Origin of the sequence: Paenibacillus catalpae (genome assembly GCF_900112695.1) — a bacterium.
In the GTDB taxonomy this organism is placed as follows: Bacteria; Bacillota; Bacilli; order Paenibacillales; family Paenibacillaceae; genus Pristimantibacillus; species Pristimantibacillus catalpae.
This window is the reverse complement of record NZ_FOMT01000001.1, coordinates 577,643-602,849: the sequence shown is the minus strand read 5'-3', so window position 1 is coordinate 602,849 and position 25,207 is coordinate 577,643. Positions and strand designations below refer to the sequence as shown.

Sequence of the window (25,207 nt, the reverse complement as noted above, 5' to 3'; positions counted from 1 at the left end):
GGTTATATAAACAAAAAGAGCACATTCGCAAGGGACGAATGTGCTCGTGGTACCACCCTTCATTAGCCGGTTATCTATCCTGTCGGCTCTCCAAGCGATAACGGGATTCTCATCCCGGCAAGAGACCTGGTAAATGGAAGGCCAGCCCTTGCAGCTCCCAAGGCAGGATGAGGACATAAGCGATCATAGAAGCCTTGCAGCCGGGGGCTTCCTCTCTGGAATGAACATAGGCTTACGTAATCGACCTTGATCAAAGCTGTTAGAATATTTAGATAAATTTATAACAAGAGCAGCGCTGCGTCAAGATGGCACAAGATGTTCCGACAGGAACAGATGTGCTATAATCAAGTTTAATTAACGGCTTTAATTGTGAGGAGAGATAATATAGATGACAACACCTGCAACTGCCTCTGCCTTCACAGGCTTTGAGCAAAGGGATTTTGATACGTTTCTGATCGAGGGACTGGAGCAGCGCATGGCTGCTATTGAGGAACGGATTCGTCCAAAATTCCGTTACCTGGGTGAAAAGCTGGCCGGCGACATTGCCGTTCAGGCTGGCGATGAAATGTATTTGCATATCGCCAAGCATGCCCGCCGTACGGTAAACCCGCCAAAGGATACTTGGCTTGCCATTTGCAACAATAAACGCGGATACAAGGCACATCCGCATTTCCAGCTAGGCTTGTTTGACGACCATCTGTTCTTGTGGTTCGCCCTGATTTATGAGGCGCCTAATAAATCCAAGATCGCATCCACTTATCTGGACCATCTGGATGAAGTAATCGCGGCTGTCCCTTCGGATTATGTGCTTTCACTGGATCACATGAAGAAGGAATCCAAGCCTGTCAGCGAGATGAGCAGACAGGCTTGGAGCCAAGCCCTTACCCGCCTTCGTGATGTGCAAAAAGCCGAGCTGCTCATTGGCCGCCATCTTCCTGCCGGCGACCCGCTTCTTCACAATGGAGACGCGTTGTACAAGCTCGCTCAGGATACGTATGAAACGTTGATGCCTTTGTATCGTTTGGCCGCTAAGTTAGGTTAAAGGGGCAGACTGCGCATTTGAATGTTCTTCCGATCGCCGTTGCTCGTGGATTTCTTCGATTAGATTTAATAGGGTTGGAATCCACTCACAAAAGCGAACGTTACACTTATCCAGAATCATTCAAATGCTCCGCATGCCAATTTAACTTGAACGAAAGCTGAAATAACGAAACAAGAACTGGGGAAAACCAGAAAAGATGTGCGGAATGAACTCCGCACAGCTTTTTTTATAACCATTTTAAACCGCTGTTACTGTTTTGGCGGCCTGTGCTTTGGCACGGCGCTGCTTGCGGGAAGCGCGGAAGAACAGCAATTCGTACATACAAGGCACAACGATCAGAGTCAGAAGCGTCGCTGCCGCCAGACCGCCGATAACGACGATCGCGAGGCTTTGCGATACGATACTGCCCGATTCATGCGAACCAAATACGAGTGGCAGCATCGCACAGATCGTTGCGACTGCCGTCATCACAATCGGACGCATCCGTGTTGTTGCGGCTTCAACCAAGGCATCGCGGATCGACATCGATTCTTCATTTTGCTTCACGCGGTCAATCAGAACGATCGCATTCGTCACAACGATGCCAATTAACATTAATGCCCCAAACATCGCCGTAAAGTCAGGAGTAACACCCGAGATTAAGAGTCCTACGATTGCACCAATCGCTGCAAGCGGCAGCGAGAACATAATCGCAAGCGGAGCCCGTAAAGTCTTGAAGGTGAGCACCATGATCAAGTAAACAATGCCGATTGAGATAAGTGCTGTTAAACCAATGTCTGCAAAATCGCTGGCCTGATCCGCCGAGGCACCGCCAACCTTCAGCTCAACACCATCCGGCAGACTAAGCTTATCTGCAGCCTTCTGAATATCCGTTCCAACTACAGACAGTTGTTTAGGATCTGCTTCAGCTGTAATCCGGACATACACTTTACCTTCTTTATGGTAGTACAAGCTTGGCTCTTCGGTGCGCACCAGCTTCGCAACGCTTGATACCGGAACGGCACCGGAAGCCGTAGCAATCGTCAGATCATTAAGACCCGCTTCTGTTTCCGGATTTACTACGGGCTGCATAACAACAGGGGTTTCACGTCCATCCACCTTGATGCTGCCTACCGGCACCGGATTCAGGATGCTTTGCAGCTGCATCGATACTTCCTGGCCCTTTGCTTTCTCAGGATCCACCTGGAACGTATAGACCGGCTTTTTCTCTTCCTGATTGCTTTGTACTTTCAATACGCCTTTGATCGGCTTAATGCTTGCCATCAGCTGATCGGCTGTTTGTGTCAGCTTCTCCGGATCATCCCCGGTAACATCAATAAAGATTTGCGAGCCGCCGCCGCCCATCATCAGATCCGTCGCATTAACCAACAGCTCCGCATCGGTGAAGTTCGTTTTTTGCTGCTTCACTTCATCCATAAAGACTTCGGCGTCAACGCCTTTCTTCAGATCAACCATATACGTAACCAGTGTCGGCGAGGATACCGCGCCGTATTGCGCATTATCCGAACTGTTGCCGAGCTGCATAATCACCCATTCAACGCTCTTGTTATCCTTCAGGAAGTCCTCCAGCTGAGTACCGCCCTGCTCCACCTTATCTGAAGGCGTATCGCTTGGATACTGCAGCGAGATATTCAGGTTCTCGGCGCTTGAAGAATCCAGTGCGCCTTTAGGCATCATGAAATAGGAGCCAATCGAGCCTACGAACAAAAGCAAAGCGATAATTAATGTAACCCATTTATGCTGCAGATTCCAGCGAATGAACGAAGCGAATTTCTCCGAGCCTTTGTGCGGCTTCTCTTTTGTACCGCGCAGCAGGATCGAGCTGAGCAGCGGTACAACGGTCAAAGCAACGATGAGCGAGGACAGCAGGGAGTACGCAACCGTCAGTGCGAATGGCAGCAGGAACGCCTGCAGAGAACCGCGCAGCAGACCCATTGGCAGGAATACGGCTACCGTCACAAGTGTTGAAGACGTAATAGCTGTTGCAACTTCTTTGGTTGCATCTGTAATTACTTTGACGGAGAAAGGCTCCTTCTGCAGTCTGCGATAGATATTCTCGATAACAACGATACTGTCGTCAACAAGCCGGCCTACCGCTACAGCCACACCGCCAAGTGTAATGATATTCAGGGTTACTCCCGACAGATCCAGCAAATACAGGGTGATGCCCAGCGACAACGGTATGGATACGATGGTAACCACCGTAGCCCGGAAATTACGCATGAAGAGCAGAATGATAATGGTTGCGAACAATGCTCCCAGCAGTACTTCGCGCAGCATGCTGTTGACGGAATGAACGACGGTGTCGGCAGTGCTGATGATAACGACTGCTTCAACACCTTTAACGTCCTTGTTCAAATGCTCAACCGTTTTTTCGATATTTTTACCCGTCGATACCGCATTTGCGTTAGCTGATTTCGAGATCGTGAACAAGATAGCGTCTTTGCCGTTCATTCGGCTGATGCTCTCCTGCTCTTTCGCTTGCTCGACAGTCGCTACCTCCGACAGCTTCACTCCAGGTACAACCGGAAGATTGCGAAGCGTCTCAATGCTGGTTACTTCGTCGTATATATTAATGTTGCCGGCCGCACCGTCTACATTGCGTTCGCCGATTGAGGCGGATACGCCGCGCCCTTGCAGCACGCCTAGCAGGGATTGAACAGGGATGCCTTTTTGCGCGAGCTTATCGGTCTCGGGAGTAATGTGGATCGTTGGCGTGGATTTGCCGTTTACGCTGATCTGGCCTGCGCCTTCAGATTTTTGCAATTCCGTATTTACGAGCTTGATCTTTGCTTCCTTCTCCTGCTCGCTTAATCCTTCATCAAAGGTAACGACAATCCAGGAGATCGGAATCATCGAGGTATTGAACTGCACCACAAAAGGCTTCATTACACCTTGCGGCAGCTGCACCTGATCGACCGAACGCTCAATCTCCGCCTTCGCTTCCTTCATATTTGTATTGGAATCGAAATTAACGTTAACCTGGGCATATCCATTCCCGGCAGTCGAGAACATGTCGGTCTTGCCCTTCGTAAACATAACGGCTTCCTCAAGCGGATTGGTTACTTGCTGCTCCATTGATTTGGCGTCCATGCCCGGCCCGATTACGGTAACCATAACTTGCGGGTTATCCGCTTCCGGCAGAAACTCCATCGGCAGCTTCAAATAACTGATGACCCCAACCGTCAGTGACATAATGACGATCAGGATAACGGCCGCCTTATTACGGAACGACCATTCGGTTAACTTGTTCATTACAACTACTCCTTCTCCCTATTCGGAATTCTCTTTTATGTGTATTTGACAGTACTAAGCATAACTGCATTGAAAATAATGTAAAAACGTCTCCAGACGGTATTTCACTCACGCCCCTGGTCGGAGCACCTCTACGACTTAGGTCCAGTATAGAAAGTGAGCAAGTACTCACTTTACATGCAGCTCAACCGGTTCTATACTAAAAATGAGTAATCACTCACTTTTTGAAGAAGGGGTGTTTTTATTGGATGAGTCAACAGCAGTTCCAGCTATTGACGCTATACGGCTTGTGAAGCGATTCGGGGACCGAACGGTATTAGACGATATTACCCTTACAGTTCCGCAGGGAGAGCTGTTTGGACTTCTTGGTCCATCCGGATCCGGAAAAACAACATTGATTAAGCTCATAACCGGCATAGACCGGGCCGACGCCGGCAAGGTTGAATTGTTTGGCGAACCGATGCCGCAGCTCAAGATGCTGCAGACCTTCGGCTATATGGCGCAGTCTGACGCTCTATATCAGGAACTGACCGGCAAGGAAAATATGGCTTTTTACGGCTCCTTGTACGGGCTGGCAGGCAAAGTTCTTGCGTCCCGCATTCAATCCGCGGCCCTGCTTGTCAATTTGACTGACCATCTGGATAAGCCGGCAAGCGCTTATTCCGGGGGGATGAAACGCCGCTTGTCTCTTGCCATTGCCCTGCTGCATGAGCCGCAGCTTCTTGTGCTGGATGAACCAACCGTTGGCATTGATCCCGTACTCAGGAAAACCATATGGAATGAGCTGAGAGCCCTGACGCAAAAAGGCGTAACGATTATCGTCACCACACATGTGATGGATGAAGCGGAGAAATGTGACCGGCTGGGTCTTATCCGCGACGGAAAGCTGATCGCATTAAACACCCCGGAGGCCATTATCGAGCATGCCGGCGTTCATACGATTGAGGAAGCATTTATCGCTCTTGGCAGCAGCAAGGAGGACCATACATGAGAATACGTGCGCTTGTCGTACGCATTATAAGGCAGTTCGTTCGGGACAAAAGAACGTTAGCCTTGTTGTTCCTTGCCCCTCTGCTCATTCTGAGCTTAACCAAGCTTGTTTTTGACGGGAGAACGGTATCGCCGGAAATCGGATTAATCGGTCCCGCCTCTGCTCTTGCCGATAAACTGGAAGAGCAAAACGCCAGCATTACCGTCTTTGATTCCATGGATGATGCCGACAAAGCCCTTCATAGCGGGGATCTTGATGCCATTATTCAGATCAGGGACGGCAAAGCGGATATTACGCTGGAAGGCAGCGATCCTTCGGTAAGCCGAAGCACACAGCTGGTCATGCAAAAAGCGCTGCAAAGCAGCGCCCAGGATGATCTCGCTCCATCCGTGCATTATTTATACGGCGGACCCGATATGGCTTCTTTTGACTCCTTTGGTCCCGTATTAATCGGCTTCTTTTCCTTTTTCTTCGTCTTCCTGCTGGCAGGGGTATCTTTCCTTCGCGAACGCACAAGCGGCACGCTGGAACGGCTGCTCGCGACACCAATCCGCAGGTCGGAGATTGTGCTTGGCTATCTGGCGGGCTTTGGCATCTTCACTCTCATCCAGGCTTCCTTGATTGCCTGGTTTTCCGTACAGGTGCTTGGCATGTCGATGGCCGGCCATATCGTCAATATGCTGCTGATCAATCTTCTGCTGTCGCTGACTGCTCTAACGCTTGGCACTTTACTGTCCTCGTTTGCAAGCAGTGAATTTCAGATTATTCAATTTATACCGATTATCATTGTGCCCCAGGCCTTTTTCTCCGGGTTATTTAATCTGGATGCCATGAATCCGGTCCTGCAGAAGCTAAGCTACATCATGCCGCTTTACTACGGAGCTGATGCCATGCGGGGAATTATGGTCAGAGGCGAAGGAATCCCGGATATTCAGCTTGATATTTATGTGCTGGCCGGCTTGTCCATCCTGTTCGCCCTCCTGAACGTAACCGCCTTGAAGAAGCATCGCCGCATGTAGGCAGAAATCTTTTTCTGCTATAATGACTGGAATGGGCAAAAAAAGGAGTGTCGGGCATGAGTGAGCCGATTGAAGAGTGGCTGGAAGAGCTAAACAAGCTTGGCGATGAGAAGTCGATGACGGATAAGCAGCTCAAGATTGTAAGAGCCGCATCGGAAATATTTGCAGAGAAAGGCTTTGCCGCTTCATCCACGAATGAGATCGCACAGCGTGCAGGGGTGGCGGAGGGCACGATATTCCGTCATTACAAAACAAAAAAAGAACTGCTCGTATCCATCGTGGCGCCGGTAATGGCAAAGCTGGTTGCTCCGTTTGTCATGCGGGAGTTCTATAAGGTACTGGACAGCAAATATGAAAGCTATGACCAAATGCTGCGCGCCATTATCGAGAACAGGCTTGCCTTTCTTGAGAAGCATTTGCATGTGCTGAAAATCTTCATTCAGGAGATCCCCTTCCATCCCGAGCTGCAGGAGCAATTCGAGAAGCTGATCCTGGCCAAGGTGTTCGAGAAAATAACGCCTAACATCCGCAGATTCCAGGAGGAAGGCAGCCTTGTCAACTGGTCGCCTTATACGATTATGCGCCTCACCGCTTCATCGTTGATTGGCTATGCAGCCGTTCGGACTTTGTATGGCAAGCGGGAAGGCAGCAGCTGGGATGATGAGCAGGAGCGGGAAGCGACCATTGCTTTCATTATGAAAGGCTTAGCGCCGTAATGAATACAAAAAAAGCCGAAGGCATTACGGGAAAGACCCTTGTCTCACAAACAAGGCTCCTTTCCGTCTATGCCTTCGGCTTCTTCATTAATGATGTTTAAACTGATGATTATGCGGCAGGTTCCAGGTACATAGGCTGGTTGCTACTCCTCCCGCCGCAACTGTAATTAAGGAAAGGACAAAGGTGTTTTCCGGCAGCAGGATCGCTCCCGTTCCAATGATGATGAAATCCGTCACAAATATAATAACGCCAACGTTTAACGGAATATAGCGGGATAAAAAATGCGCCAGCAGATCTGTCCCCCCGGTCGTGCTGCCGTTCCGAAGCATGATGCCGATGCCTGTCCCAATACAAAAGCCTCCAATTACGGCACGTGTAAACGGCGTCCACTCGATGTAATAAAGAAAATGGAAACGGTATGGACTAAGCAGGTCTATGACATAGCTGGATAACAGCAGCCCGTTTATGCTCTGGTAGATCATACTCCGGCTTTGAAACCATACCAATGCGAAAATCGGGATACTGCACAGCAGCATGGTTAACCCGATTTGAACATGCAGCAAATAATTAACAATAAGGGCGATTCCGATTAATCCCCCATCCAATATCATTAAGGGTACCAGAAAAAAATTAATGCCGACCGAAATCAGCAGGCTCCCCAAAATAATAGCCGCCCATCTTCGCCAAGACAGCAGTCCCATTCTTTCCTTCACCTCTTTTACCCTATCTCATCTATATGCTGCTCCCAGACAAGCCATTCTTTGGAAAAAATAAAAAAAAGCCGGCTCCTCATTCACTGAATGAGAAGCCGGCTTTTGTGCAAGCCTCAACCTATTCCTGTGCTGCAGCGGCCACTCCCGCCGTACTGTCCATTTTACGGAACTGCATGAGCAAGAACAGCGCTGCGAGACATAAAATACCGCCTGATACATACGGCAAGCGTAAATCGAGAGTAAATAAGAACGTACCGGCTAGCGGACCAAGAATCCGTCCAAGGCTGTCCATCGAGGAGCTGAGGCCGGATGCCACCCCTTGTCCCACCTGTGTCTTCTGCGTAATCAAGGAAGTTACGCATGGACGGATCAACGAGTTGCCAATACCGAATATCGCCAGTGACAGCGTTGCCCACCATAATGAATGTGCAGCCAGAAGCAGGAAGAAACCAATGGCCGAAATGATGAGACCAAGCGCAATATACTGGGGCTCCTGGCCCTTCTTGATTCTGCGTCTTACCACGCCGCCTTGAACCAATGCGCCAACGAAGCCGCAGACGAAGAACAGAATCCCTACCTGCAGCGGTGTCACATCAAAGCGCTGGATGCCGAAGAACTGCAGAGTCGCTTCCATTCCAGCCAGCGTGAAAGTAACGAAGAACGCCAGAACATACAGAAATTTGAGTGGTCCGGTAAAAGCCGACCAGCGGGATTCCCGCTTCTCGGTCGCCGATCTTCTCTTCTCTGGCGGCAGCGATTCCTTCAGCTTGATAAAAGCAAGAATTAATGTGATTAACGCCATCCCGGCAGCTGCATAGAATGGTGCTTCGAGGGTAATCTGACTAAGCAGACCACCTACGCCTGGACCAATCGTAAAGCCGAAGCCAATCGACATCCCGACAAGCCCCATCCCTTTCGTGCGCTGTTCGGGCGGCGTAATATCCGCAACATAAGCGACGATAACAGACGTGACGGCCCCGGAGAACAGCCCTCCGAGCACACGGGAAAGATACATCAAGGTCAGACTGTCCGAGGATAAGCCAAACAGCAGGAAGCTGATCGCAAAGCCGGTAACACCAATGATGATAATCGGTCTTCTTCCGATCCGGTCGGATAAGCCTCCCCAATAAGGAGACAGTATGAACGATACGGCAGAATACAGCGCGAGCATGTAGCCCGTATGTTTTTCGGCATTACCCGGGTTAACTGCTTTAATCATTTCAGGCATAACAGGAATAATAATCCCAAACCCGATGAAGGTGGTCATTAGAATAGCCATTACTATTAGAAGTCGTTTGTCTCGCATTATGCTTCACCCCATCCCTTATCGTAACATATCAAGCTGGCGCTTAGTTATGAACAAATGGAGAACAATACTTGTCCAGCTGTGGAACACCAAGCTTCATCAATAAAATTGTTGCTTGCATTCCGACTTGTTTTTGCTATACTCAACTTTGTTTGTACATTAGATATTAGACGACAGTCGAAAGGCAGGGACAATTAGCGATGGATCATAACAAAACCCCGCTCTTCAGCGCACTCCGCCGCCATGCGGAGAACGATCCGGTACAATTTCATATTCCGGGGCATAAGAAAGGTCTCGGCAGCGATACTGAGTTTCGCGAATTTATCGGCGACAACGCCTTGTCGATCGATCTTATAAATATAGCTCCGCTTGATGACTTGCACCAGCCAACCGGCGTTATTGAAGAAGCACAAATACTTGCAGCCGATGCATTCGGCGCCGATTACACGTATTTCTCCGTTCAAGGCACAAGCGGCGCGATTATTACGATGATTCTTACCGTCTGCTCCCCGGGCGACAAAATTATCGTACCGCGCAACGTACACAAATCGATTATGGCTGCCATTATATTTGCAGGCGCCCGTCCGGTATTTATTTCCCCGGCGCGTGATTCGAATCTGGGGATCGACCATGGCATTACGACTCGTTCGGTGAAACGGGCGCTTGACCGTCATCCGGATGCCAAGGCCGTTCTTGTCATCAACCCGACCTACTTTGGCATTTGCGCGAATCTGAAGGAAATTGTAGATCTCGTGCACAGCTACGATATCCCGGTTCTCGTTGACGAAGCCCATGGCGTGCTCATCCACTTCCATGAGAAGCTTCCCATGTCCGCAATGCAGGCCGGTGCAGACATGGCTGCAACAAGCGTACATAAACTGGGCGGCTCGATGACGCAAAGCTCGGTTCTGAACGTACGCAAAGGACGGATCAACCCGTTCCGTATCCAGACGATACTCAGCATGCTGACAACGACATCAACTTCCTATGTGCTGCTGGCTTCCCTTGATACTTCCCGCCGCAACCTGGCCATGAACGGTCATGAAATTGCGGAACGCGCGATTGGTCTTGCCCAGTATGCACGCGAGCAAATTAATCAGATTCCTGGCCTCTATTGCTTTGGTGAAGAGATTCTGGGCGATGAAGCAACGTACGACTATGATCCGACAAAAGTTACGATCCATGTCCGTCATCTTGGCGTTACCGGCTATGAGGTAGAGAACTGGCTTCGCGATCACTACAATGTAGAGATCGAGATGAGCGACATGTATAACATTCTTTGCCTTGTTACGCCGGGAGATACGTCCGATTCGATTGATAAATTGCTAATTTCGCTCCGCGGCCTGTCGGACAGCTTCCATGAAGGAGCCGAAGCCCGTGAGCTTGTGGTTAAAATTCCGGAAATTCCGCAGCTGTCCCTAACGCCGCGTGATGCCTTCTACGGCGAGACGGAGATTGTTCCGTTCAAAGAATCAGCCGGTCGGATTATTGCAGAATTTATTTATGTGTACCCGCCGGGTATTCCAATCCTGCTGCCCGGAGAGGTCATATCTCAGAAAAACATCGACTATATCGTCGATCATGTTGAGGTTGGCCTTCCTGTTAAAGGACCGGAGGACCGCAGCATTCAATTCGTGAAAGTTATTGTGGAAGAGAACGCGATTTTCTAAACGAAAAGCCAACAGCAGAGCTTAAAGCGAAGCTGTTGGCTTTTTCGCATCATTCCACTTATTGTAAACTCTCTAATCTGCATGCTATGATGGGATGGGGGTGGGATGAATGAGTCAAAGCGCATTTATCAAGCTTGTTCAAGGATCTGCCGTTAGTGAACTTCCGCTCGATCAGCTAAGGGATAAGCTTCTGCATTACCGGGAACAGACCGCTTTAACCGGAACTCAGCTCGACTGGGATTATGCGGGAGCAGCTTTTCCGTACACCATCGAGTCCAAGCAGGATGACCGCTGGTTTTACTTACAAGGAACCAATCCGAAGTACAAATATATTATTTTCGGCAATGGAGCCGAAGGCCCTTCTACGATTCAAGTAGTTCTGCCTGATGGTTCAACCCACGGCGATAAGGCAAAGGCAAACGAGCTTTGCAAATTTTTGGCCAAACAGCTGATGGGTGAACTAACGATGTTTAACGGCCGGACGATCTATTATAATCCACGTAAATGATGAACAAAAAACACCCGTCTATCCGGGCTGCAGCAGCCACTTGGATAAGACGGGTGTTTTAGGTCATTAACCTTCTTTGCTCTCGTTCTCTGTTTTTGCGATTTCTTCATAGATCGCAGTTACGCGTTCCCATTCTGCATCGTCTTCGATTCCAACGAGGAATGCCTCGTCGTTCTCTTCTTCGATACGGAAGATAACACCGTCTGCTTCTGGGTCGTTACGATCCAGCAATACAGCATATACGTTATTCTCCGATTCAAATGTATAGACCATGACCATTTCACGCTCTTGGCCTTCGTCGTCTGTCACGATGAACACATGCTCATCATGTTCATGATCTTGTCCGCAGCCGCAGTCTTCGCCGTGCTGATGTTGATGCTCGCTCATGGAATTACCCCATTTCAGTTATTTATACATACTTACGTATCGTACCATGTGAAGGATCGAGGGTCAAACAAAAGACGCCCTGCTGCTGCGTTTGCAGCCATAGGCGTCTTGATTACAAGCATTTATTGAGAAGTGATGAGCTTCTCTGAGACTACCGTCCAGTCATCCGAAGGCGTTGTCTTCAAATAGAACCGGACCGCGTACTTGCCGGCAAACTCGAAATTATATTTGATGTCTTCCGTCCGGTACCAGAAATTATCCTTCGTAATGCTCACATTCTGGGACTGAATCACTTTCTCGGTGCCGTAAGGATCCGTAATCGACACTTTAACAGCAGAGATACCTGTCTTCAGGTTGTCGATTTGGGAGAAGACGTTAAACGTGTATTTGTTCCCTTTGTCCACATTGCCAAAGATCACTTTATCCTGGAACAAAATCATGTGAACATTAGGCTTGTTAATCGTCGCTTTTTTGTTCTGATTATCCCAGTCAACAAGCGCATTCAGGCTGTTTACCATCTGGCGAAGAGGCAAGTAGGTTTTACCGTCTACAATAATGCCGCCTTCATCGAGCTCACTGCCGTTGACAATAACACGCACCTTCTGCGAAGCTGAATCGGCAAAGATGAGTGTACCTCCGCATACCGACAAAATAGCGAGCAGAATGGCTATTTTCTTGAATCTGAACTTCATTGCTGTTAACCCTCCATCCGTTTTGTCTGGATGTTTGGTTATACTCGGTTTATGACCCAAAGTTGCGCTCTAATATAAAAGTTTTTAGCTCGACAGCATGAGGCCAAACCTGTCAAAAGCTGTTGAATTATGCGCTTGCCCGGGAAATGTTTCGATATTACCCGTAGGTGCGAGTCAAGATACACGGAACGCCCTTCCCTACTGCTCCTGGCTCCTGCATTTTCTTCCAGTAACGTATGCCCCGTTCACACGGCGTTTTACATACCGCGCAAGTATTGGACAATACAAGCTTGTAATGATACTGCTTCCTTTCACTTGTCGTCTTCTTCTTAACGACTTTGCCCTTGCCCTTTGCCGCTGCTGCACTCATCGCTTCTCAGACCTCCCGCCGTTATGCTTTAGGCATTATATGTAGGCACAGGTCATTGTGCGTCTGTTGATTGTCAATACCTTCCGTTATTTGATAAAGTGTAGACAAACCAATCATTGGGAGGCGTTCAAGCTTGCAGATTCAAATGCTCGGCACCGGCGGTGCTTTTGCGAAAAAATATGCGAACAATAATGCATTGATTGAAGTTGAAGGCTTCAGACTGCTAGTTGACTGCGGCATTACATTGCCGCGGTCGCTCCATGATGCCGGCTATTCGTTTGATGATTTAGACGCCGTCCTGATCAGCCATATGCATGCTGACCATGTAGGAGGGCTGGAGGAATATGCGTTTCAGATGATGTTCCGCTATGGCAAGAAGCCTGTCCTCTATATTGCCGACACGCTTGTGGAACCATTGTGGGAGCAGACGCTTCGGGGCGGCCTTACACAGGAGCCGCTTACCGCTCTGACCGATTTCTTCGAGGTCCGGCCTATTAAGGAAGGTGAAGTTTTCGAGATCCATCCCGGAATTAAGGTTAAGCTGATTCGGACCGATCATATTGCCGGGAAGCTCAGCTATTCCTTCCTCTTTAATGAGACCTTCTTCTATTCTGCCGATATGAAGTTTGACGGAGACTTGCTCAAGACACTTGCCGCGGGTGGCGTGACAACGATATTCCATGACTGCCAGCTGATCTCCCCGGGCTATGTCCATGCCAGTCTGGATGAGCTGTTGACCTTGCCGGAGGACATTCAGGAGAAGGTATGGCTGATGCATTACAACGATAATATGGAGGAGTTCATCGGCCGTACCGGTAAAATGCGGTTTGTGGAACAACTCTCCGTTTATCCTATTTAAGGCAGTTCATAACAAGCAGATATCCACCGCGCTACCGACGCTGCAGACATCCGCTCTGGTATAGCTTATGCAAGCGAAGCATACTCGTGCATTTATTGGACCCAATTGATCCATACTAGTCATGGGAGGATGATAAATATGGATCAAACAAATGAAGAAGTCGTTGCTGTACGGAAGAATGGAGACGGCGATATTGTCGAGCTGCAGTTAACATCAGGCCGGGTTGTCGATTACAAGACCGCACAAACGATGGTTAAAAATAATGAAATTGCCGGACTTAATGTTTTTAAAGGCCGTGATCATGAAGAGCATCTCCGCTCCAATGCAGATGGCCGCAAGGACAACAATCTCGACAATCTGCCAACGTTCTAAAACCAGAAAATCGGCTGCCGCTTTCGCGGACAGCCGATTTTTTTTCTCATTTTTTTGTTACTTCAGGAGGCAGTTTTCTACGCCATACATGTGTTTGATCATAAGTTAAGGAATCCTTCATTACAAAGCTTGCCACATAAGCGCTTACCGTACCCACGATGCCAAACAAGCCTAGAAGCCAAACGGCCATATAGGCATATTCCTCTGCCAAACGATACCGCCTCCTATACGTTTTGCAAGTGCTTTCTATACAGGTATGTGCGGCTTGAACGATATATGCTAATTTTGTCACAAATCCGAATCATATTTCCTGTTTCTGTTCATACTAAAAAGCGGACAATCGTGCCTACATCAGCAAGGGGAGAGTGACTTCCATGACTACCGATTTGAACAGTAACTATGATTGTGCAAATGCTTCTTCCGATTTGCCGGATTTGATCGCGCAGCTTGACTCGCTAAGAAGCGGTTCTGCTTCGTCTGCCGAGCAGCAGGAAGAAATGAATCGGCTGGAGAACCAGATCCGGTTCATTCAAAACAAATGCGATATTCCGCACAGTGATCACTAATCGTCAGACAATAATGGTCCATGCCTAAGCGCATGGACCTCCCCTTTTCTATTCCGCAGAAAAAAAATCTACTCCCATCAAACCGCATTCTCTTTTCCTTCGTTTCCTCCTATAAGAAGACGATCATTCTTTAAGGAGGATAATTGATGACAACCAAACGATTTACCGTTTTAGTGTTTATGGCCGTACTCTTAACCGGTTTATTATCTTCGGTCATTGGAGCATCTGCTGCTGACCAACCTTCCGCTTCTATCACAACGGATGCGGATACCGCCGCTAAGCTGGGACTACTCCTCGGAGATGGCAGCGGCGTAAATGATGCGTATCTGTCCAAACAAACCACACGCATGCAGGCTGCCATCATATCTTTGCGCCTGAACGGCCATTTGAAGGAAGCGATGGCTTTTACTTCCGCTCATCATTTTAAAGACGCAAACAAAGCCGGTAAATCAAATGAACCTATTCTTGCTTATTTGATGCAGCACCCTGAATTAGGCTGGTCCGGCAATCCGGACGGCACCTTCCATCCTAACGATCCAATCACCCCTCAACAGCTTTACAAAGTATTGCTCGAAAATATCGGCTACCATTCCGGATCCGAGTTTACTTACTCCGGTACTTTGAGCTTTGCTTCTTCCAAAGGAATGGCTTCCATTGCAGCAGTCACCCGATTGACCAACGCTCATTTGGCAACAGCACTCATGGAATCATTGGCTGTTCAAACACCACAAGGCGATTCGTTTTTTTTAAAACTCCAGCAGGAAGGTGTCCTTCCGCAATCAGGAGAACTCCCTAAAGGCAAGCGTATTCAATTGCAAAGTCATGCAGCGTTAGGCTCTTATCTGACAGATGACAAAGGCATGACCTTATACTATTTCACGAAGGATGCTTACAATATCAACGCTTGTCAAGGACAGTGCCTGGTGAACTGGCCCGTTTTCACGTCTGATGAGCTGCAAATCCCGGCCTTCCTGAACAAAGCGGATTTCTCAACCTTGACCCGGGCCGATGGAACAAAGCAATGGACGTTCAAGGGCTATCCGCTATACACCTTTATCCAGGATAAGAAGCCGGGTGATGTACTTGGCCAGAACGTCCTCCAGGCTTGGTTCGTTATTGATCCGTCTACGTTCAAAGGAATGACAGGCGATTCTAAATCCTATCAAATCGACATCAAACAGTTTTCGTTCGGGACGGACCCTTTAAGCGTTGAAGCTGGCTCCACAATTACCTTTACCAACTATGACGAGATGGAGCATAACGCGGTTTCCGTTGACGGCAGCTTTAAAGTACCTCTGCTCAAAACCGGAGAATCGTTTACGATTACGCTGGATAAGCCCGGAACCTACAGTTACTATTGCGAGCTGCATAAGTCGTTCATGACAGGTAAGATTATTGTGAAATGAGGGAAGACAGATGAAACGGAAACAGCATAAAAGCCTGCTTACTCTGTTGTCCGGACTTATACTCGCACTTCTTCTGGCAGCATGTGGAAATTCAGCGAACTCTGCCTTGCCATCCCAGGAAGCGGCGACGCTTACGCCAAGCCAGACTCCTACAACTCCCACGGCAAGTGAAGAGCATATGCAGCATGAGTCCGCGATGCCTGCGGAGACGCCGTCAGCAGCTCCGGATGCTACACCTTCAGCAAAACCACAAGCTTCGGCGACACCATCTCCAAAGCCTTCTGCTACGCCTTCTCCATCCCATGAAGATCATCATGGCGGGCGCTCGGACGATGATGATTCCAAAGGATCGCCAGCCGCGGTCAGCGAGAATTCTCCAAAAAGCTCACCTGACAATACGACACCGGCTGCCGAAGAAGGAAGAAAGGAATACATCGTTGAGATTACGAATTTCGCCTTCTCCCCAGCCAAGCTGGAAATAAAGGCAGGCGACCGCGTCAAATTTATTAATAAAGATGAAATAAAACATAGCGCAACCGCAGACGACAGCTCCTTTGACACCGGTTTGATGGCGCAGGATGAGGACAAAACCGTAACGTTTGACGATGCCGGTGAGTTTGCCTATCACTGCATGCCGCATCCGGGGATGCAGGCAACGATCATTGTTTCTGACGAATAAATGGAGTCGAGGGATAACCATATATGGTTATCCCTGTTTTTAGTAGAATAGATGTATATAATTTCTATCGTGGAGGTCATCATCGTATGCGGGAGCTTACGGATCATCAATTGATGCTGCTCGTGCGCAGCAAGCAGAGCGAGGCGCTTTCGATTTTATATGACCGGTACTCCTCTCTCGTTTATTCCTTTGCCTGGAAAACGTTAAAGGATGAGAGTGTCGCCAGAGAAATCGTACAGGCCGTCTTTATGCGATTATGGACGACCAAATCGGTCTACGATCCCGATCAAGGACGCTACTCGAGCTGGCTGCTGACGATCACTCGAAATATTACAACGGACTGGCTTCGCAAAAGACGAAGAGACACCGCTCCTCTCGTCCAGGTCGAGCCCGAGCAGCTGGCTCAGATTCCGGATCATGTTACTGCTACACCCGAAGCAGCGCTGCTCAACAGCTCCACGAAAGACCAAATCAGAAGTGCTTACGGCAACCTGTCGGCCCAGCAGATTCATTTGCTTGAGCATTTCTATTGGCAGGGCTACAGCATAAGCGAGCTTGCGGCTATTTATAACCAGCCGATAGGAACGGTTAAGAATCGTCTGCATCAGACGTTAAAAATATTACGCAGGCATCTTGTGGCCGAAGGAGAGCAATCATGAATCAGCAAAATGTGACGGTGTGCCATTATGTTCTGGACTATATATCCGGCGTTTGTTCCGATAAAGAGAAAAAAGCTTTTGAACGGCATCTTCCAGGCTGCCCGGCTTGCCAGACTGAATTGGAAGAGCTGCGGATGGTGTGGGACTCCCTTCCTTCCGACATGGAACTGATTGATCCACCAAGCGATCTGAAGCAGCAGGTCATGGATGCCGCACTTGCCGCGGTTGAGCCTCCTGCGGTCAAATATGCCTTCCGGAAGCTGAAATGGGGAGCGGCTGCCGCAGCCATACTTGCCATCTTTATCGCGGGTACCGCATGGAATATCAATCTCTATAACAGCCGCAGCAGCACAGAGGTAATCCCGATCGAAAAAGCTTTGTCCGTATCGGCATCCCAAATTAATGAACTCATTTCCTTAAAGCCCGTGTCAGAAGACGTTGCCTCCTCCTATGCCGTCGCCTGCATCGTCGATAACGGAAACAATAAACAGTTTGTTGTGTATGTATTTGGTGCACCCGCTTCCACAGGCGATTCGGTCTACCAGGTATGGCTGAACCATTCCGACCAGAAAAGCAGTGCCGGGACGTTCCGCGTGGATGAGAAAGGAATCGGAGTATTGGCTATGCCAATTTCGGGCGATACTCTTGCTTTTGATTCCATTGGAATAACTCTCGAGCCCGATGAACATGGCGACGAGCCACGGGGAACAAGAGTTTACAGCTCCCTCTCCTGAATGCGCAAAACCGCCATCCATACAGTTGAGCACGAATGGCGGTTTTGTTATGCAGGGGATCTGTCTCCCCTGGTTGTTGGCTCCGAAATAACGAGGAACTGAATATCGCTGCTTGATTTATTGAACATTTGATGCGGCGTATGCGGAGGTACATGAATCCCTTCATGTACCTCCAGCTCAAAGGTCTCTCCTGCAATCTCGATGGCAGCCGTCCCTTCAAGCACAAAGAAAAACTGCTGGGACTGTTCATGGTAATGTCTTGCTTCGGCTGTATGCGGCGGCATTTTCTCATGAATAATGCTCAAATCCTGCCGCTTCAGCAAATGCCATCCATCACATTGATCTCCCCATATGTAGTGCTCCGCATTACTTTTGCTCATTTTCATTTTGCCTGCTCCTTGCTGTCGTCGATAATATGCCTGATTAATGATCAATATCGTATCAGATCGGCTTGCGGAATTAAAGGCAAACTGTGGCAAAAAAGTTGCTCTATTGATGTTGACATTCAATTTGGATGCTGATATATTAATATTCATCACTCACATGATCTGTTAGCTCAGCTGGGAGAGCACTATCTTGACAGGGTAGGGGTCAGTGGTTCGAGCCCACTACAGATCACCATAACTTAAACGTCGAAAGCCTTGAGCAATTAAGGCTTTTTTTGTATCTATTTTTATAACAGACGCTTAACGTTAATATATTGAATCTTGGATACCGGGATATAGACTGCGCCGTTCGGACTTATAAATTTGGCATTGCCGTCAAAAAAACCGGCCCATGTCGCATCAGACAAAACGATGGTCACTGCATTGACTTCTGTGATCTGAACGCCAATCGGCAGTGATTCCAAAATCTCGTACAAAGTGGCTACCCTCTGCTTCAAATTCCCCATCTCCCTTCAATTGAGATGATATCTCTATCGATTGGCTCAATGAACCGTAATCCCCCTGATATTGTTTAGAGGAATATACATGGTATCCTGATCAACCGGTGAAATTATCGTGGCAAGATCACCTTCAAACCCTGCCCAAGTTCCTTCCAGGGAAGTATAGTCAAGGGCTACCGTAATATTTTGACCAATCGGAAGAGTACTTAATATCGCGTAAACGCTCTTCACGCCACAGCTTTTTCCTATCATATCTGTCACCACCTTGTTTATCTTGGGATAGTCAGCCCATTAACGTTTAATAAAGCGAATCTTTGACAGAGGAATATAAACCGGCAAGCCGGCTAAATACTCATAGATAGCAGGTCTTTTGTCAGTCATGTTGTCATCTCCTCTACTCTTAACCTAGGATTGGCACTAGATTAAAGTACATAAACAGCCGTAATTTGGTTTAACGGGATATATTCCGTCTTGTTGTCAAAGGAAGAAGTAACGGTTGCAATCCCGTCCGTGAAGCCCGCCCAAGTCCCGTCATGAATGGAACCAGAGACGTGTATGTTAATCGCTGTACCTATGGGCAACGTACTTAGAAGAGTAAATACACTTTTGGTGCCATACGTTTTATTTCCGCAGCTGTTGTCTGACATGTAAGCTCACCACCTCGACTAATAAAATTGGCATAGTGTATGTGATGGGACAAGAGTTGCTTGTACGATTGGTGCCTAAATCTATGAAAAGGGCTGTCGCCCGCGTATTTTCTGCCTCGAATGGTACAAACTAAACTGTCTTGCAAAACCATCGAGGGAGTGATTGGAATGCGTGAAGGTTTGATTCCTGCCGTTCTTGGAACTGTTGTGTCGGCCTCTGGTGCATCACTGCTAAGAAAAAGTAAATATAAGCTTGTAGGTACCGGTGTTCTCGGCTTTGGTCTGGCCCATATGGTGCTTGGCGCCATCGATTTGATTGAACACCGCTAGTTTTGCAGGACAAGCAGGGAGGGAGCTTAAAGCCCCCTCCCTTTTTCCAATCGTGATTTTTAACTGCGCCTAAAATTATTGACCCGTTGCAACACTGTTTCTCTAGACCCACACGACCTTCATCATTTATGATAAGGGTCGTTGTTTTTTAACGTGGTTTAGGAAATTAATGTAGGGTGGGCGATTCTAAAGTGACGGATGCTAACATTTCGGATGCTAAGACTTCTTCGAATGTCTTTGCCATTTGGATCAGCTTAATCAGCAATCTGATTCTTACGGGCATTAAATTAATTGTAGGTCTCATGTTCAAAAGCCAGGTATTAATCGCGGATGGTGTACATAATGCCGGTGATGTTATAGCGACAATGGCGGCATTAGGTGCTGCAAAGGTTGCGCAGAAGCCTGCGGATGAGGACCATCCGTATGGTCATGGCAAAAGCGAGTTGATTGGCTCTGCTATGGTCGCCATTATTATGGTGATAGCAGCGTTATTTATTGCTTATCATTCCTTTGAATCCTTCTTCCACCCGGCCGGTGAAGCCAGCATGGTCGCCTTTGCAGCCGCCGCTGTCTCCTTGTTCTGGAAGCTGTGGCTGTATATTTATTGCATGCGCATAAGCAAGGAAACAACCAGCAAGAGCCTGGAGGCCACCGCATACGATCATTTGGCGGACGTCTATGCGTCCATTGCCGCGGTCATCGGTATCGGTGCCGCGATTATCGGAGAGAGAAATGATATTTCCTTCCTGAGCTACGGAGATGCGGCTGCCGGAATTGTAGTTGCTTATTTTGTACTAAAGCTGGCTTATGATATGGGGAAAGAAGCTGTAGATGTTTTAATGGAAAAAGCCGTTTCCCCGGAGAAACTGCAGAATTACGAGCGCCTTGTCTTTTCCGTTCCGGAAGTGAAACGGATTGACCGGATCCGCGCCAGAGAATTTGGCCAATATGTCATCGTTGACGTCCGAGTTGGCATTCCCGGTGAGCTTACCATCCAGGAAGGACATGATGTATCCCGCAAAATTAAACGGATTATTCTCGAGCATCACACCGATGTGGAAGAAGTTCTTATTCATTTAAATCCTTGGTATAAAGATGATGACCTGGAGTAATCTTCTTCTAAAGACCTGCAAAGGTCTTTTTTTGATTCCAAAAAATAGAATTTAACAATCAGCATAAGTAAGTGAGGTGATCCTTCTGTCTGGCCAGCCACTTGTGAGTATTGTTATTCTTGCTTACAACCATGTAGAGATAACGAAACGTTGTATAGACAGCCTTCTCTTACATACGCCGTTAGAAGGCAATGAGCTGATTCTCGTCAACAATGGCTCTTCTGACGGCACGCAGGCTTACTTTGATTCCATCCCTGACGCCAGAGCCGTTCATCTTTCCCAAAACATCGGTCCGGTTAACGGATTTAATGTCGGAATGGATGCGGCGCAGGGCAAATACATCGCCTTGATCAGCAATGATATGATTTTGACCGCGGACTGGCTGCCAAACCTCGTCACTTGCATCGAATCAGATCCAAGAATCGGATTTGTCTCGCCCGGAGCCAATTATGTCAGCAACTTTCAGCAGATTAACCTCCCCTTTCAGACGCTTGAGGAGATGCAGCAGCAAGCCAGGGCGTACAATATCTCGGATCCGGGCAAATGGGAGGAACGCATCCGGCTAATGCCGGTCATCCTCTTCTCTCTGACCCAAAGGCTGCGTGAAATCGGAGGCTATGATTCCCGCTTCTACTACGGTGAGTTTGGAGACGACGATATCAGCTACCGTTACCGGAGAGCCGGTTATAAGCTCATTTATGCCGGTGATACCTTTATCTTTCATCATGGCTCGGTTACGACCGGCATTAATCAACAGCAGAACAACTCTCTGCAGGTCAGCAGACAAATTTTCTACGAGAAATATGGCATCGATTCATGGGCGGAAGGGCTGCCGAATATGCAGCTTGTTGACGCGTTGAAGAGCCGCTGGACGCCAAAGGAATCGGTCTCCCTGCTCGCCATTAATTGCTGTATAGGCGCAACCCCTCTAGCCTTCAAAACCTTCTTCAGACAACACGGAGCCCGGGAGGTTCAGCTAACCAGTCTATCTAACCAGGAGAAATACATGGTTGACCTGCGGACCATATCTGACCGGACTTTCTATTACGAAACAATGACCGATATGGAGCAGCTGCTCGCAGGCGAGCAATTCGATTTTATTTTATTCGAGCATGGTTATTCCGAATTTGTCCGCTCCGGCAATGCTTTAACCCATTTTTTGCTGCCTTCCGGGCATCTCATTACCTAATCGAAGCTGTACCATTCCTGCATAGGGAGGTTGCCTGTGTGAAAGCTGTTATCCTCGCCGGCGGACTCGGAAGCCGCTTGTCGGAAGAGACGATCTCACGGCCTAAGCCAATGGTCGAAATTGGCGGCAAGCCGATTTTGTGGCATATCATGAAGATTTATTCGCATTACGGAATCCACGATTTTATCATCGCAGCGGGCTACAAATCGTATGTCATTAAAGAATATTTCATGAACTATTACCTTCATCAGTCCGATGTTCACTTTGACCTGTCTGACAACCGGGTCACCCTGATGAATTCGAAAGCCGAGCCTTGGAAAATAACCGTTGTGGATACCGGCGATCATGTCATGACGGGCGGGCGGCTGAAACGGCTCGCTCCTTATATCGGAGAGGAAACCTTCTGCTTCACCTACGGTGACGGAGTAGGTGATATACAAATTGCCGAGCTTCTTGACCTTCATCGCGCCAATGGCAAACTGGCAACCGTGACCGCCGTGAACCCCGGCATGCGTTACGGCATTCTGGAAATTGAAAAGCAACAGGCCGTGTCCTTCAAGGAAAAACCTCATAACGACAAGCATTGGATTAACGGCGGTTTCTTCGTTCTGGAGCCCAAGGCCATCGACTTAATCCGCAGTGATGAAACGATATGGGAGCATGGCCCTTTGGAGTCTCTTGCATCATTCGGGGAATTATCCGTTTACCAGCATCACGGGTTCTGGCATTCGATGGATACGCTCCGGGACAAAAACGAGCTGAACGAGCTGTGGAACAAAGGAAATGCACCTTGGAAGGTGTGGAAATGATGGATCGGTTCTGGTCGGAAAAAAAGGTGCTTGTTACCGGTCATACCGGCTTTAAGGGGAGCTGGTTATGCGCGGTATTGATGCATCGCGGAGCAAAGGTGGTCGGATATTCCCTCCCCGCTCCCACAACGCCAAATCTGGCGGAATGCCTGTCCCTTGATATGACCTCCTTGTCCGGTGATATCACCCATCCGGCGGCGATTTCGGAAGCCTTGTCCGTCCATCAGCCTGATGTCGTCTTCCACCTTGCGGCGCAAGCGCTTGTCCGTGACAGCTACCGCGACCCGCTTGGCACTTACCTCACCAATGCGTTCGGAACGGCAGCCCTTCTGGAAGGTGTGCGGAATTCACCGGCTACGAAGGTCATCATCAACATAACGACCGATAAGGTCTATGAGAATAAGGAATCGGCGAAAGGCTACGCAGAGGATGACCCTTTAGGTGGGCATGATGCCTACAGTGCCAGCAAAGCCTGCTCGGAGATCATTACGGCAAGTTACCGGGATGCTTTTCTCGCGCCGCTGGGCAAACGGATTGCAACCGCCCGGGCAGGCAATGTGATTGGCGGCGGCGATTGGTCCACGGATCGAATAGTGCCGGATCTTATTCGGAGCATCACCTCCGGCAAGCAGCCGGTTCTGCGAAATCCGAATGCTGTCCGTCCTTGGCAGCATGTGCTGGAGCCGCTTTACGGTTATCTCCTTCTTGCAGAGAAGCTGTGGGAGGAGGAGCAATTCAGCGGCGCCTGGAATTTCGGGCAGACCATCGATCAGGGTATTACCGTCGGCGAGTTGGCATCCCGGCTCATCCGGCAATGGGGCGATATCCCTCTGTTTGCCTATGACAACAATGCGCAGCCCCATGAGACCCATACCCTTCTGCTTCATTCTGATAAAGCCCGTTTGCAGCTTGGCTGGGGCTCCAGGCTAACCTTTGACGATACCCTGTCATGGACAAGAGATTGGTACCGGTCCTATTACGACGGCGAGGATATGCAAGCTTTTACACTAGGGCAAATTAAACAATATGAGCAATTGGAGGTGAATCGCCTTGGCTAATGCCATATGCCGCTCCTGCCGCAACCCTCTGCAACATTTGTTCGTGGATCTTCGCACCTCTCCTCTCTCCAATAACTTCCTTCGGCCGGAGCAGTTGAACCAAGGCACCGCCAATTACCCGCTCCGCGTTTTTGTATGCGAGCAATGTTTACTCGTGCAGCTGGAGCAGTTCGAAACGCCTCAAAGCATCTTTGAAGAATATGCTTATTTCAGCTCGTATTCCTCCAGCTGGCTCGCTCATGCCAAGAAATATGTGGACACCATTATTCCCCGCCTTTCGCTTGGCAATTCTTCTTCCGTCGTAGAGATTGCCAGCAATGACGGTTATTTATTGCAATATTTCACCCCCCAAGACATTCCGGTTCTAGGCATTGAGCCTGCGAGAAACGTAGCGAAACAGGCGCAAGCAAGGGGGATTCCAACGGTATCCGAATTTTTCACATGGGCATTCGCCAGGAAGCTGGTCTCGGAACGCGGTACAGCAGATCTGATTATCGGCAACAATGTTCTAGCCCATGTGCCGGAGCTGCAGGATTTCGTCGCCGGGCTTAAGGAGCTGCTATCCCCCGCCGGCACCATTACACTGGAATTCCCGCATTTACTGCGGTTAATGAAGGAAAATCAGTTCGATACGATCTACCATGAGCATTTCTCTTATTTGTCTCTGCTGAGCGTCTCTCATCTGTTTGCCAGGCATCGCTTAACCGTCTATGACGTCGAAGAATGGCCGACACACGGCGGTTCGCTGCGTGTCTTCGTGAAGCATGCCGAGCATGATGGGCTGGCGGCATCTCCTCATGTAGAAAAGATTATTCAGGAGGAGACCGTTTACGGCCTCCGGGATATAACGACATACTTCCGCTTCCCTGCGCAGGTGAAGGCTGTTAAGGAACAGGTGTACCGCTTCCTGTTCCAAGCTTCTGGCGAGAACAAACAAGTTGTGGCTTATGGTGCACCGGCTAAAGGTAATACGCTGCTCAACTACTTGGGCGTAGGCACCGATTATATCGATTACACGGTGGACAAAAATCCTTACAAGCAAGGCTTATATATGCCCGGCAGCCGGATTCCGATTTATGCTCCTTCCAGAATTCAAGAGACAAAGCCCGACTATATTGTCATCTTGCCATGGAATTTAAGAGAAGAGATTGAGCAGGAGCTCCAGTATACGCGCGAGTGGGGTGCCAAGCTGGTCGTTTGGATTCCGAAGCTCGAAATTTATTGAGGAAGG

At 48.7% G+C, this 25,207-nt stretch carries 30 protein-coding genes and 1 tRNA gene; 20 read left to right on the top strand and 11 right to left on the bottom strand.

Features of this window, described 5'->3' with window-relative positions; genetic code table 11:
• The first annotated feature begins 388 nt into the window (after positions 1–388).
• Entirely contained in the window at positions 389–1,042 is a 654-nt protein-coding gene (locus BM200_RS02380) for a DUF1054 domain-containing protein (RefSeq protein WP_091180903.1), read from the top strand.
• A 237-nt stretch (positions 1,043–1,279) separates the two neighbouring features.
• Here the strand turns inward: BM200_RS02380 and BM200_RS02375 are convergent, their stop codons facing one another.
• Positions 1,280–4,297: an efflux RND transporter permease subunit gene (locus BM200_RS02375; protein ID WP_091180901.1), complete on the bottom strand. Its 3,018-nt coding sequence runs from the start codon at positions 4,295–4,297 to the stop codon at positions 1,280–1,282.
• 205 nt (positions 4,298–4,502) lie between these two features.
• Here BM200_RS02375 and BM200_RS02370 point away from each other — a divergent pair, with 205 nt between their 5' ends.
• Genes BM200_RS02370 through BM200_RS02360 form a run of 3 tightly spaced genes read left to right on the top strand, consistent with a single transcriptional unit; the run spans position 4,503 to position 7,023 of the window.
• Positions 4,503–5,288, top strand: a complete 786-nt coding sequence (locus BM200_RS02370; RefSeq protein ID WP_425434513.1) for an ABC transporter ATP-binding protein — start codon at positions 4,503–4,505, stop codon at positions 5,286–5,288.
• On the top strand, positions 5,285–6,307 hold the full coding sequence (locus tag BM200_RS02365; protein WP_091180898.1) for an ABC transporter permease: 1,023 nt from the start codon (positions 5,285–5,287) through the stop codon (positions 6,305–6,307). The genes BM200_RS02370 and BM200_RS02365 overlap by 4 nt, the downstream gene beginning before the upstream one ends.
• A 56-nt stretch (positions 6,308–6,363) precedes the next feature.
• On the top strand, positions 6,364–7,023 hold the full coding sequence (locus BM200_RS02360) for a TetR/AcrR family transcriptional regulator (protein WP_091180895.1): 660 nt from the start codon (positions 6,364–6,366) through the stop codon (positions 7,021–7,023).
• Between the two features lie 87 nt (positions 7,024–7,110).
• Here BM200_RS02360 and BM200_RS02355 read toward each other — a convergent pair whose 3' ends face one another.
• Positions 7,111–7,725 (bottom strand): YitT family protein, encoded by a 615-nt coding sequence (locus BM200_RS02355; RefSeq protein ID WP_091180892.1) that lies wholly within the window; start codon positions 7,723–7,725, stop codon positions 7,111–7,113.
• 130 nt (positions 7,726–7,855) lie between these two features.
• Positions 7,856–9,043 carry an MFS transporter gene (locus tag BM200_RS02350; protein WP_091180891.1) on the bottom strand — a complete coding sequence of 396 codons (1,188 nt, stop codon included), beginning with the start codon at positions 9,041–9,043 and terminating at the stop codon, positions 7,856–7,858.
• A gap of 200 nt (positions 9,044–9,243) precedes the next feature.
• On the opposite strand from BM200_RS02350, the gene BM200_RS02345 reads away from it, so the two are divergent.
• On the top strand, positions 9,244–10,713 hold the full coding sequence (locus tag BM200_RS02345; protein ID WP_091180888.1) for an aminotransferase class I/II-fold pyridoxal phosphate-dependent enzyme: 1,470 nt from the start codon (positions 9,244–9,246) through the stop codon (positions 10,711–10,713).
• A gap of 109 nt (positions 10,714–10,822) precedes the next feature.
• Positions 10,823–11,221, top strand: coding sequence for a DUF1885 family protein (locus tag BM200_RS02340; protein WP_091180886.1), 399 nt, complete (start codon positions 10,823–10,825; stop codon positions 11,219–11,221).
• Positions 11,222–11,287: 66 nt separating this feature from the next.
• Here the strand turns inward: BM200_RS02340 and BM200_RS02335 are convergent, their stop codons facing one another.
• The 3 genes from BM200_RS02335 to BM200_RS02325 all read right to left on the bottom strand — a co-directional run bounded on the left by BM200_RS02335 (position 11,288) and on the right by BM200_RS02325 (position 12,670).
• Complete coding sequence (locus tag BM200_RS02335) at positions 11,288–11,608, bottom strand: DUF1292 domain-containing protein (protein WP_091180884.1); 321 nt, start codon at positions 11,606–11,608, stop codon at positions 11,288–11,290.
• 122 nt (positions 11,609–11,730) lie between these two features.
• Positions 11,731–12,300, bottom strand: coding sequence for a stalk domain-containing protein (locus BM200_RS02330; protein WP_091180882.1), 570 nt, complete (start codon positions 12,298–12,300; stop codon positions 11,731–11,733).
• A gap of 157 nt (positions 12,301–12,457) precedes the next feature.
• Positions 12,458–12,670, bottom strand: coding sequence for a hypothetical protein (locus BM200_RS02325; RefSeq protein WP_091180880.1), 213 nt, complete (start codon positions 12,668–12,670; stop codon positions 12,458–12,460).
• A 145-nt stretch (positions 12,671–12,815) separates the two neighbouring features.
• Between BM200_RS02325 and BM200_RS02320 the strand changes: the two genes are divergently transcribed.
• Both BM200_RS02320 and BM200_RS02315 read left to right on the top strand, forming a co-directional pair.
• The gene (locus BM200_RS02320; RefSeq protein ID WP_091183431.1) at positions 12,816–13,529 is read left to right on the top strand and encodes an MBL fold metallo-hydrolase; all 714 of its coding nucleotides are present in this window, start codon (positions 12,816–12,818) and stop codon (positions 13,527–13,529) included.
• A 138-nt stretch (positions 13,530–13,667) separates the two neighbouring features.
• Positions 13,668–13,901 carry a DUF3892 domain-containing protein gene (locus tag BM200_RS02315; RefSeq protein ID WP_091180878.1) on the top strand — a complete coding sequence of 78 codons (234 nt, stop codon included), beginning with the start codon at positions 13,668–13,670 and terminating at the stop codon, positions 13,899–13,901.
• Between the two features lie 46 nt (positions 13,902–13,947).
• On the opposite strand, the gene BM200_RS29865 is transcribed toward BM200_RS02315, so the two are convergent.
• Positions 13,948–14,112, bottom strand: coding sequence for a hypothetical protein (locus tag BM200_RS29865; protein WP_175532709.1), 165 nt, complete (start codon positions 14,110–14,112; stop codon positions 13,948–13,950).
• Positions 14,113–14,275: 163 nt separating this feature from the next.
• Between BM200_RS29865 and BM200_RS02310 the strand changes: the two genes are divergently transcribed.
• The 5 genes from BM200_RS02310 (at position 14,276) to BM200_RS02290 (ending at position 17,945) form a co-directional block, all read left to right on the top strand.
• On the top strand, positions 14,276–14,467 hold the full coding sequence (locus tag BM200_RS02310; RefSeq protein ID WP_091180876.1) for a DUF2524 domain-containing protein: 192 nt from the start codon (positions 14,276–14,278) through the stop codon (positions 14,465–14,467).
• A 146-nt stretch (positions 14,468–14,613) separates the two neighbouring features.
• Positions 14,614–15,873: a plastocyanin/azurin family copper-binding protein gene (locus BM200_RS02305; protein ID WP_091180874.1), complete on the top strand. Its 1,260-nt coding sequence runs from the start codon at positions 14,614–14,616 to the stop codon at positions 15,871–15,873.
• Between the two features lie 10 nt (positions 15,874–15,883).
• The gene (locus BM200_RS02300) at positions 15,884–16,552 is read left to right on the top strand and encodes a cupredoxin domain-containing protein (RefSeq protein ID WP_091180871.1); all 669 of its coding nucleotides are present in this window, start codon (positions 15,884–15,886) and stop codon (positions 16,550–16,552) included.
• Positions 16,553–16,638: 86 nt separating this feature from the next.
• Positions 16,639–17,211: an RNA polymerase sigma factor gene (locus BM200_RS02295; protein ID WP_091180868.1), complete on the top strand. Its 573-nt coding sequence runs from the start codon at positions 16,639–16,641 to the stop codon at positions 17,209–17,211.
• The gene (locus BM200_RS02290; protein ID WP_091180866.1) at positions 17,208–17,945 is read left to right on the top strand and encodes an anti-sigma factor; all 738 of its coding nucleotides are present in this window, start codon (positions 17,208–17,210) and stop codon (positions 17,943–17,945) included. Before BM200_RS02295 ends, BM200_RS02290 begins: the two co-directional genes overlap by 4 nt.
• Before the next feature lie 47 nt (positions 17,946–17,992).
• Here BM200_RS02290 and BM200_RS02285 read toward each other — a convergent pair whose 3' ends face one another.
• A complete protein-coding gene (locus tag BM200_RS02285) occupies positions 17,993–18,331 on the bottom strand; it encodes a cupin domain-containing protein (RefSeq protein WP_091180863.1) in 339 nt (112 codons plus the stop codon).
• 159 nt (positions 18,332–18,490) lie between these two features.
• On the opposite strand from BM200_RS02285, the gene BM200_RS02280 reads away from it, so the two are divergent.
• Positions 18,491–18,566 (top strand) — tRNA-Val (locus BM200_RS02280).
• Between the two features lie 52 nt (positions 18,567–18,618).
• Here BM200_RS02280 and BM200_RS02275 read toward each other — a convergent pair.
• The 3 genes from BM200_RS02275 to BM200_RS02265 all read right to left on the bottom strand — a co-directional run bounded on the left by BM200_RS02275 (position 18,619) and on the right by BM200_RS02265 (position 19,478).
• Positions 18,619–18,828 carry a hypothetical protein gene (locus BM200_RS02275; RefSeq protein WP_091180861.1) on the bottom strand — a complete coding sequence of 70 codons (210 nt, stop codon included), beginning with the start codon at positions 18,826–18,828 and terminating at the stop codon, positions 18,619–18,621.
• A gap of 45 nt (positions 18,829–18,873) precedes the next feature.
• Complete coding sequence (locus tag BM200_RS02270) at positions 18,874–19,083, bottom strand: hypothetical protein (RefSeq protein WP_091180858.1); 210 nt, start codon at positions 19,081–19,083, stop codon at positions 18,874–18,876.
• Between the two features lie 170 nt (positions 19,084–19,253).
• Entirely contained in the window at positions 19,254–19,478 is a 225-nt protein-coding gene (locus BM200_RS02265; protein WP_091180856.1) for a hypothetical protein, read from the bottom strand.
• A gap of 168 nt (positions 19,479–19,646) precedes the next feature.
• Between BM200_RS02265 and BM200_RS02260 the strand changes: the two genes are divergently transcribed.
• The 6 genes from BM200_RS02260 to BM200_RS02235 all read left to right on the top strand — a co-directional run bounded on the left by BM200_RS02260 (position 19,647) and on the right by BM200_RS02235 (position 25,201).
• Positions 19,647–19,808 carry a hypothetical protein gene (locus BM200_RS02260; RefSeq protein WP_015845409.1) on the top strand — a complete coding sequence of 54 codons (162 nt, stop codon included), beginning with the start codon at positions 19,647–19,649 and terminating at the stop codon, positions 19,806–19,808.
• 176 nt (positions 19,809–19,984) lie between these two features.
• Positions 19,985–20,920: a cation diffusion facilitator family transporter gene (locus tag BM200_RS02255; protein WP_245772860.1), complete on the top strand. Its 936-nt coding sequence runs from the start codon at positions 19,985–19,987 to the stop codon at positions 20,918–20,920.
• 103 nt (positions 20,921–21,023) lie between these two features.
• Positions 21,024–22,109 (top strand): glycosyltransferase family 2 protein, encoded by a 1,086-nt coding sequence (locus tag BM200_RS02250; protein ID WP_175532708.1) that lies wholly within the window; start codon positions 21,024–21,026, stop codon positions 22,107–22,109.
• A 38-nt stretch (positions 22,110–22,147) separates the two neighbouring features.
• On the top strand, positions 22,148–22,918 hold the full coding sequence (gene rfbF, locus BM200_RS02245; RefSeq protein WP_091180850.1) for a glucose-1-phosphate cytidylyltransferase: 771 nt from the start codon (positions 22,148–22,150) through the stop codon (positions 22,916–22,918).
• Positions 22,915–23,976 (top strand): CDP-glucose 4,6-dehydratase, encoded by a 1,062-nt coding sequence (gene rfbG / locus BM200_RS02240; RefSeq protein WP_217649550.1) that lies wholly within the window; start codon positions 22,915–22,917, stop codon positions 23,974–23,976. Before rfbF ends, rfbG begins: the two co-directional genes overlap by 4 nt.
• The gene (locus tag BM200_RS02235; protein WP_091180847.1) at positions 23,969–25,201 is read left to right on the top strand and encodes a class I SAM-dependent methyltransferase; all 1,233 of its coding nucleotides are present in this window, start codon (positions 23,969–23,971) and stop codon (positions 25,199–25,201) included. Before rfbG ends, BM200_RS02235 begins: the two co-directional genes overlap by 8 nt.
• Positions 25,202–25,207 lie beyond the last annotated feature (6 nt).

Bases quoted from the DNA above. Each gene is read 5' to 3' on its own strand.
- BM200_RS02380 (WP_091180903.1), top strand. From the start codon at position 389: ATGACAACACCTGCAACTGCCTCTGCCTTCACAGGCTTTGAGCAAAGG.
- BM200_RS02375 (WP_091180901.1), bottom strand. From the start codon at position 4,297: ATGAACAAGTTAACCGAATGGTCGTTCCGTAATAAGGCGGCCGTTATC.
- BM200_RS02370 (WP_425434513.1), top strand. From the start codon at position 4,503: ATGAGTAATCACTCACTTTTTGAAGAAGGGGTGTTTTTATTGGATGAG.
- BM200_RS02365 (WP_091180898.1), top strand. From the start codon at position 5,285: ATGAGAATACGTGCGCTTGTCGTACGCATTATAAGGCAGTTCGTTCGG.
- BM200_RS02360 (WP_091180895.1), top strand. From the start codon at position 6,364: ATGAGTGAGCCGATTGAAGAGTGGCTGGAAGAGCTAAACAAGCTTGGC.
- BM200_RS02355 (WP_091180892.1), bottom strand. From the start codon at position 7,725: ATGGGACTGCTGTCTTGGCGAAGATGGGCGGCTATTATTTTGGGGAGC.
- BM200_RS02350 (WP_091180891.1), bottom strand. From the start codon at position 9,043: ATGCGAGACAAACGACTTCTAATAGTAATGGCTATTCTAATGACCACC.
- BM200_RS02345 (WP_091180888.1), top strand. From the start codon at position 9,244: ATGGATCATAACAAAACCCCGCTCTTCAGCGCACTCCGCCGCCATGCG.
- BM200_RS02340 (WP_091180886.1), top strand. From the start codon at position 10,823: ATGAGTCAAAGCGCATTTATCAAGCTTGTTCAAGGATCTGCCGTTAGT.
- BM200_RS02335 (WP_091180884.1), bottom strand. From the start codon at position 11,608: ATGAGCGAGCATCAACATCAGCACGGCGAAGACTGCGGCTGCGGACAA.
- BM200_RS02330 (WP_091180882.1), bottom strand. From the start codon at position 12,300: ATGAAGTTCAGATTCAAGAAAATAGCCATTCTGCTCGCTATTTTGTCG.
- BM200_RS02325 (WP_091180880.1), bottom strand. From the start codon at position 12,670: ATGAGTGCAGCAGCGGCAAAGGGCAAGGGCAAAGTCGTTAAGAAGAAG.
- BM200_RS02320 (WP_091183431.1), top strand. From the start codon at position 12,816: ATGCTCGGCACCGGCGGTGCTTTTGCGAAAAAATATGCGAACAATAAT.
- BM200_RS02315 (WP_091180878.1), top strand. From the start codon at position 13,668: ATGGATCAAACAAATGAAGAAGTCGTTGCTGTACGGAAGAATGGAGAC.
- BM200_RS02310 (WP_091180876.1), top strand. From the start codon at position 14,276: ATGACTACCGATTTGAACAGTAACTATGATTGTGCAAATGCTTCTTCC.
- BM200_RS02305 (WP_091180874.1), top strand. From the start codon at position 14,614: ATGACAACCAAACGATTTACCGTTTTAGTGTTTATGGCCGTACTCTTA.
- BM200_RS02300 (WP_091180871.1), top strand. From the start codon at position 15,884: ATGAAACGGAAACAGCATAAAAGCCTGCTTACTCTGTTGTCCGGACTT.
- BM200_RS02295 (WP_091180868.1), top strand. From the start codon at position 16,639: ATGCGGGAGCTTACGGATCATCAATTGATGCTGCTCGTGCGCAGCAAG.
- BM200_RS02290 (WP_091180866.1), top strand. From the start codon at position 17,208: ATGAATCAGCAAAATGTGACGGTGTGCCATTATGTTCTGGACTATATA.
- BM200_RS02285 (WP_091180863.1), bottom strand. From the start codon at position 18,331: ATGAAAATGAGCAAAAGTAATGCGGAGCACTACATATGGGGAGATCAA.
- BM200_RS02270 (WP_091180858.1), bottom strand. From the start codon at position 19,083: ATGATAGGAAAAAGCTGTGGCGTGAAGAGCGTTTACGCGATATTAAGT.
- BM200_RS02265 (WP_091180856.1), bottom strand. From the start codon at position 19,478: ATGTCAGACAACAGCTGCGGAAATAAAACGTATGGCACCAAAAGTGTA.
- BM200_RS02260 (WP_015845409.1), top strand. From the start codon at position 19,647: ATGCGTGAAGGTTTGATTCCTGCCGTTCTTGGAACTGTTGTGTCGGCC.
- rfbG (WP_217649550.1), top strand. From the start codon at position 22,915: ATGATGGATCGGTTCTGGTCGGAAAAAAAGGTGCTTGTTACCGGTCAT.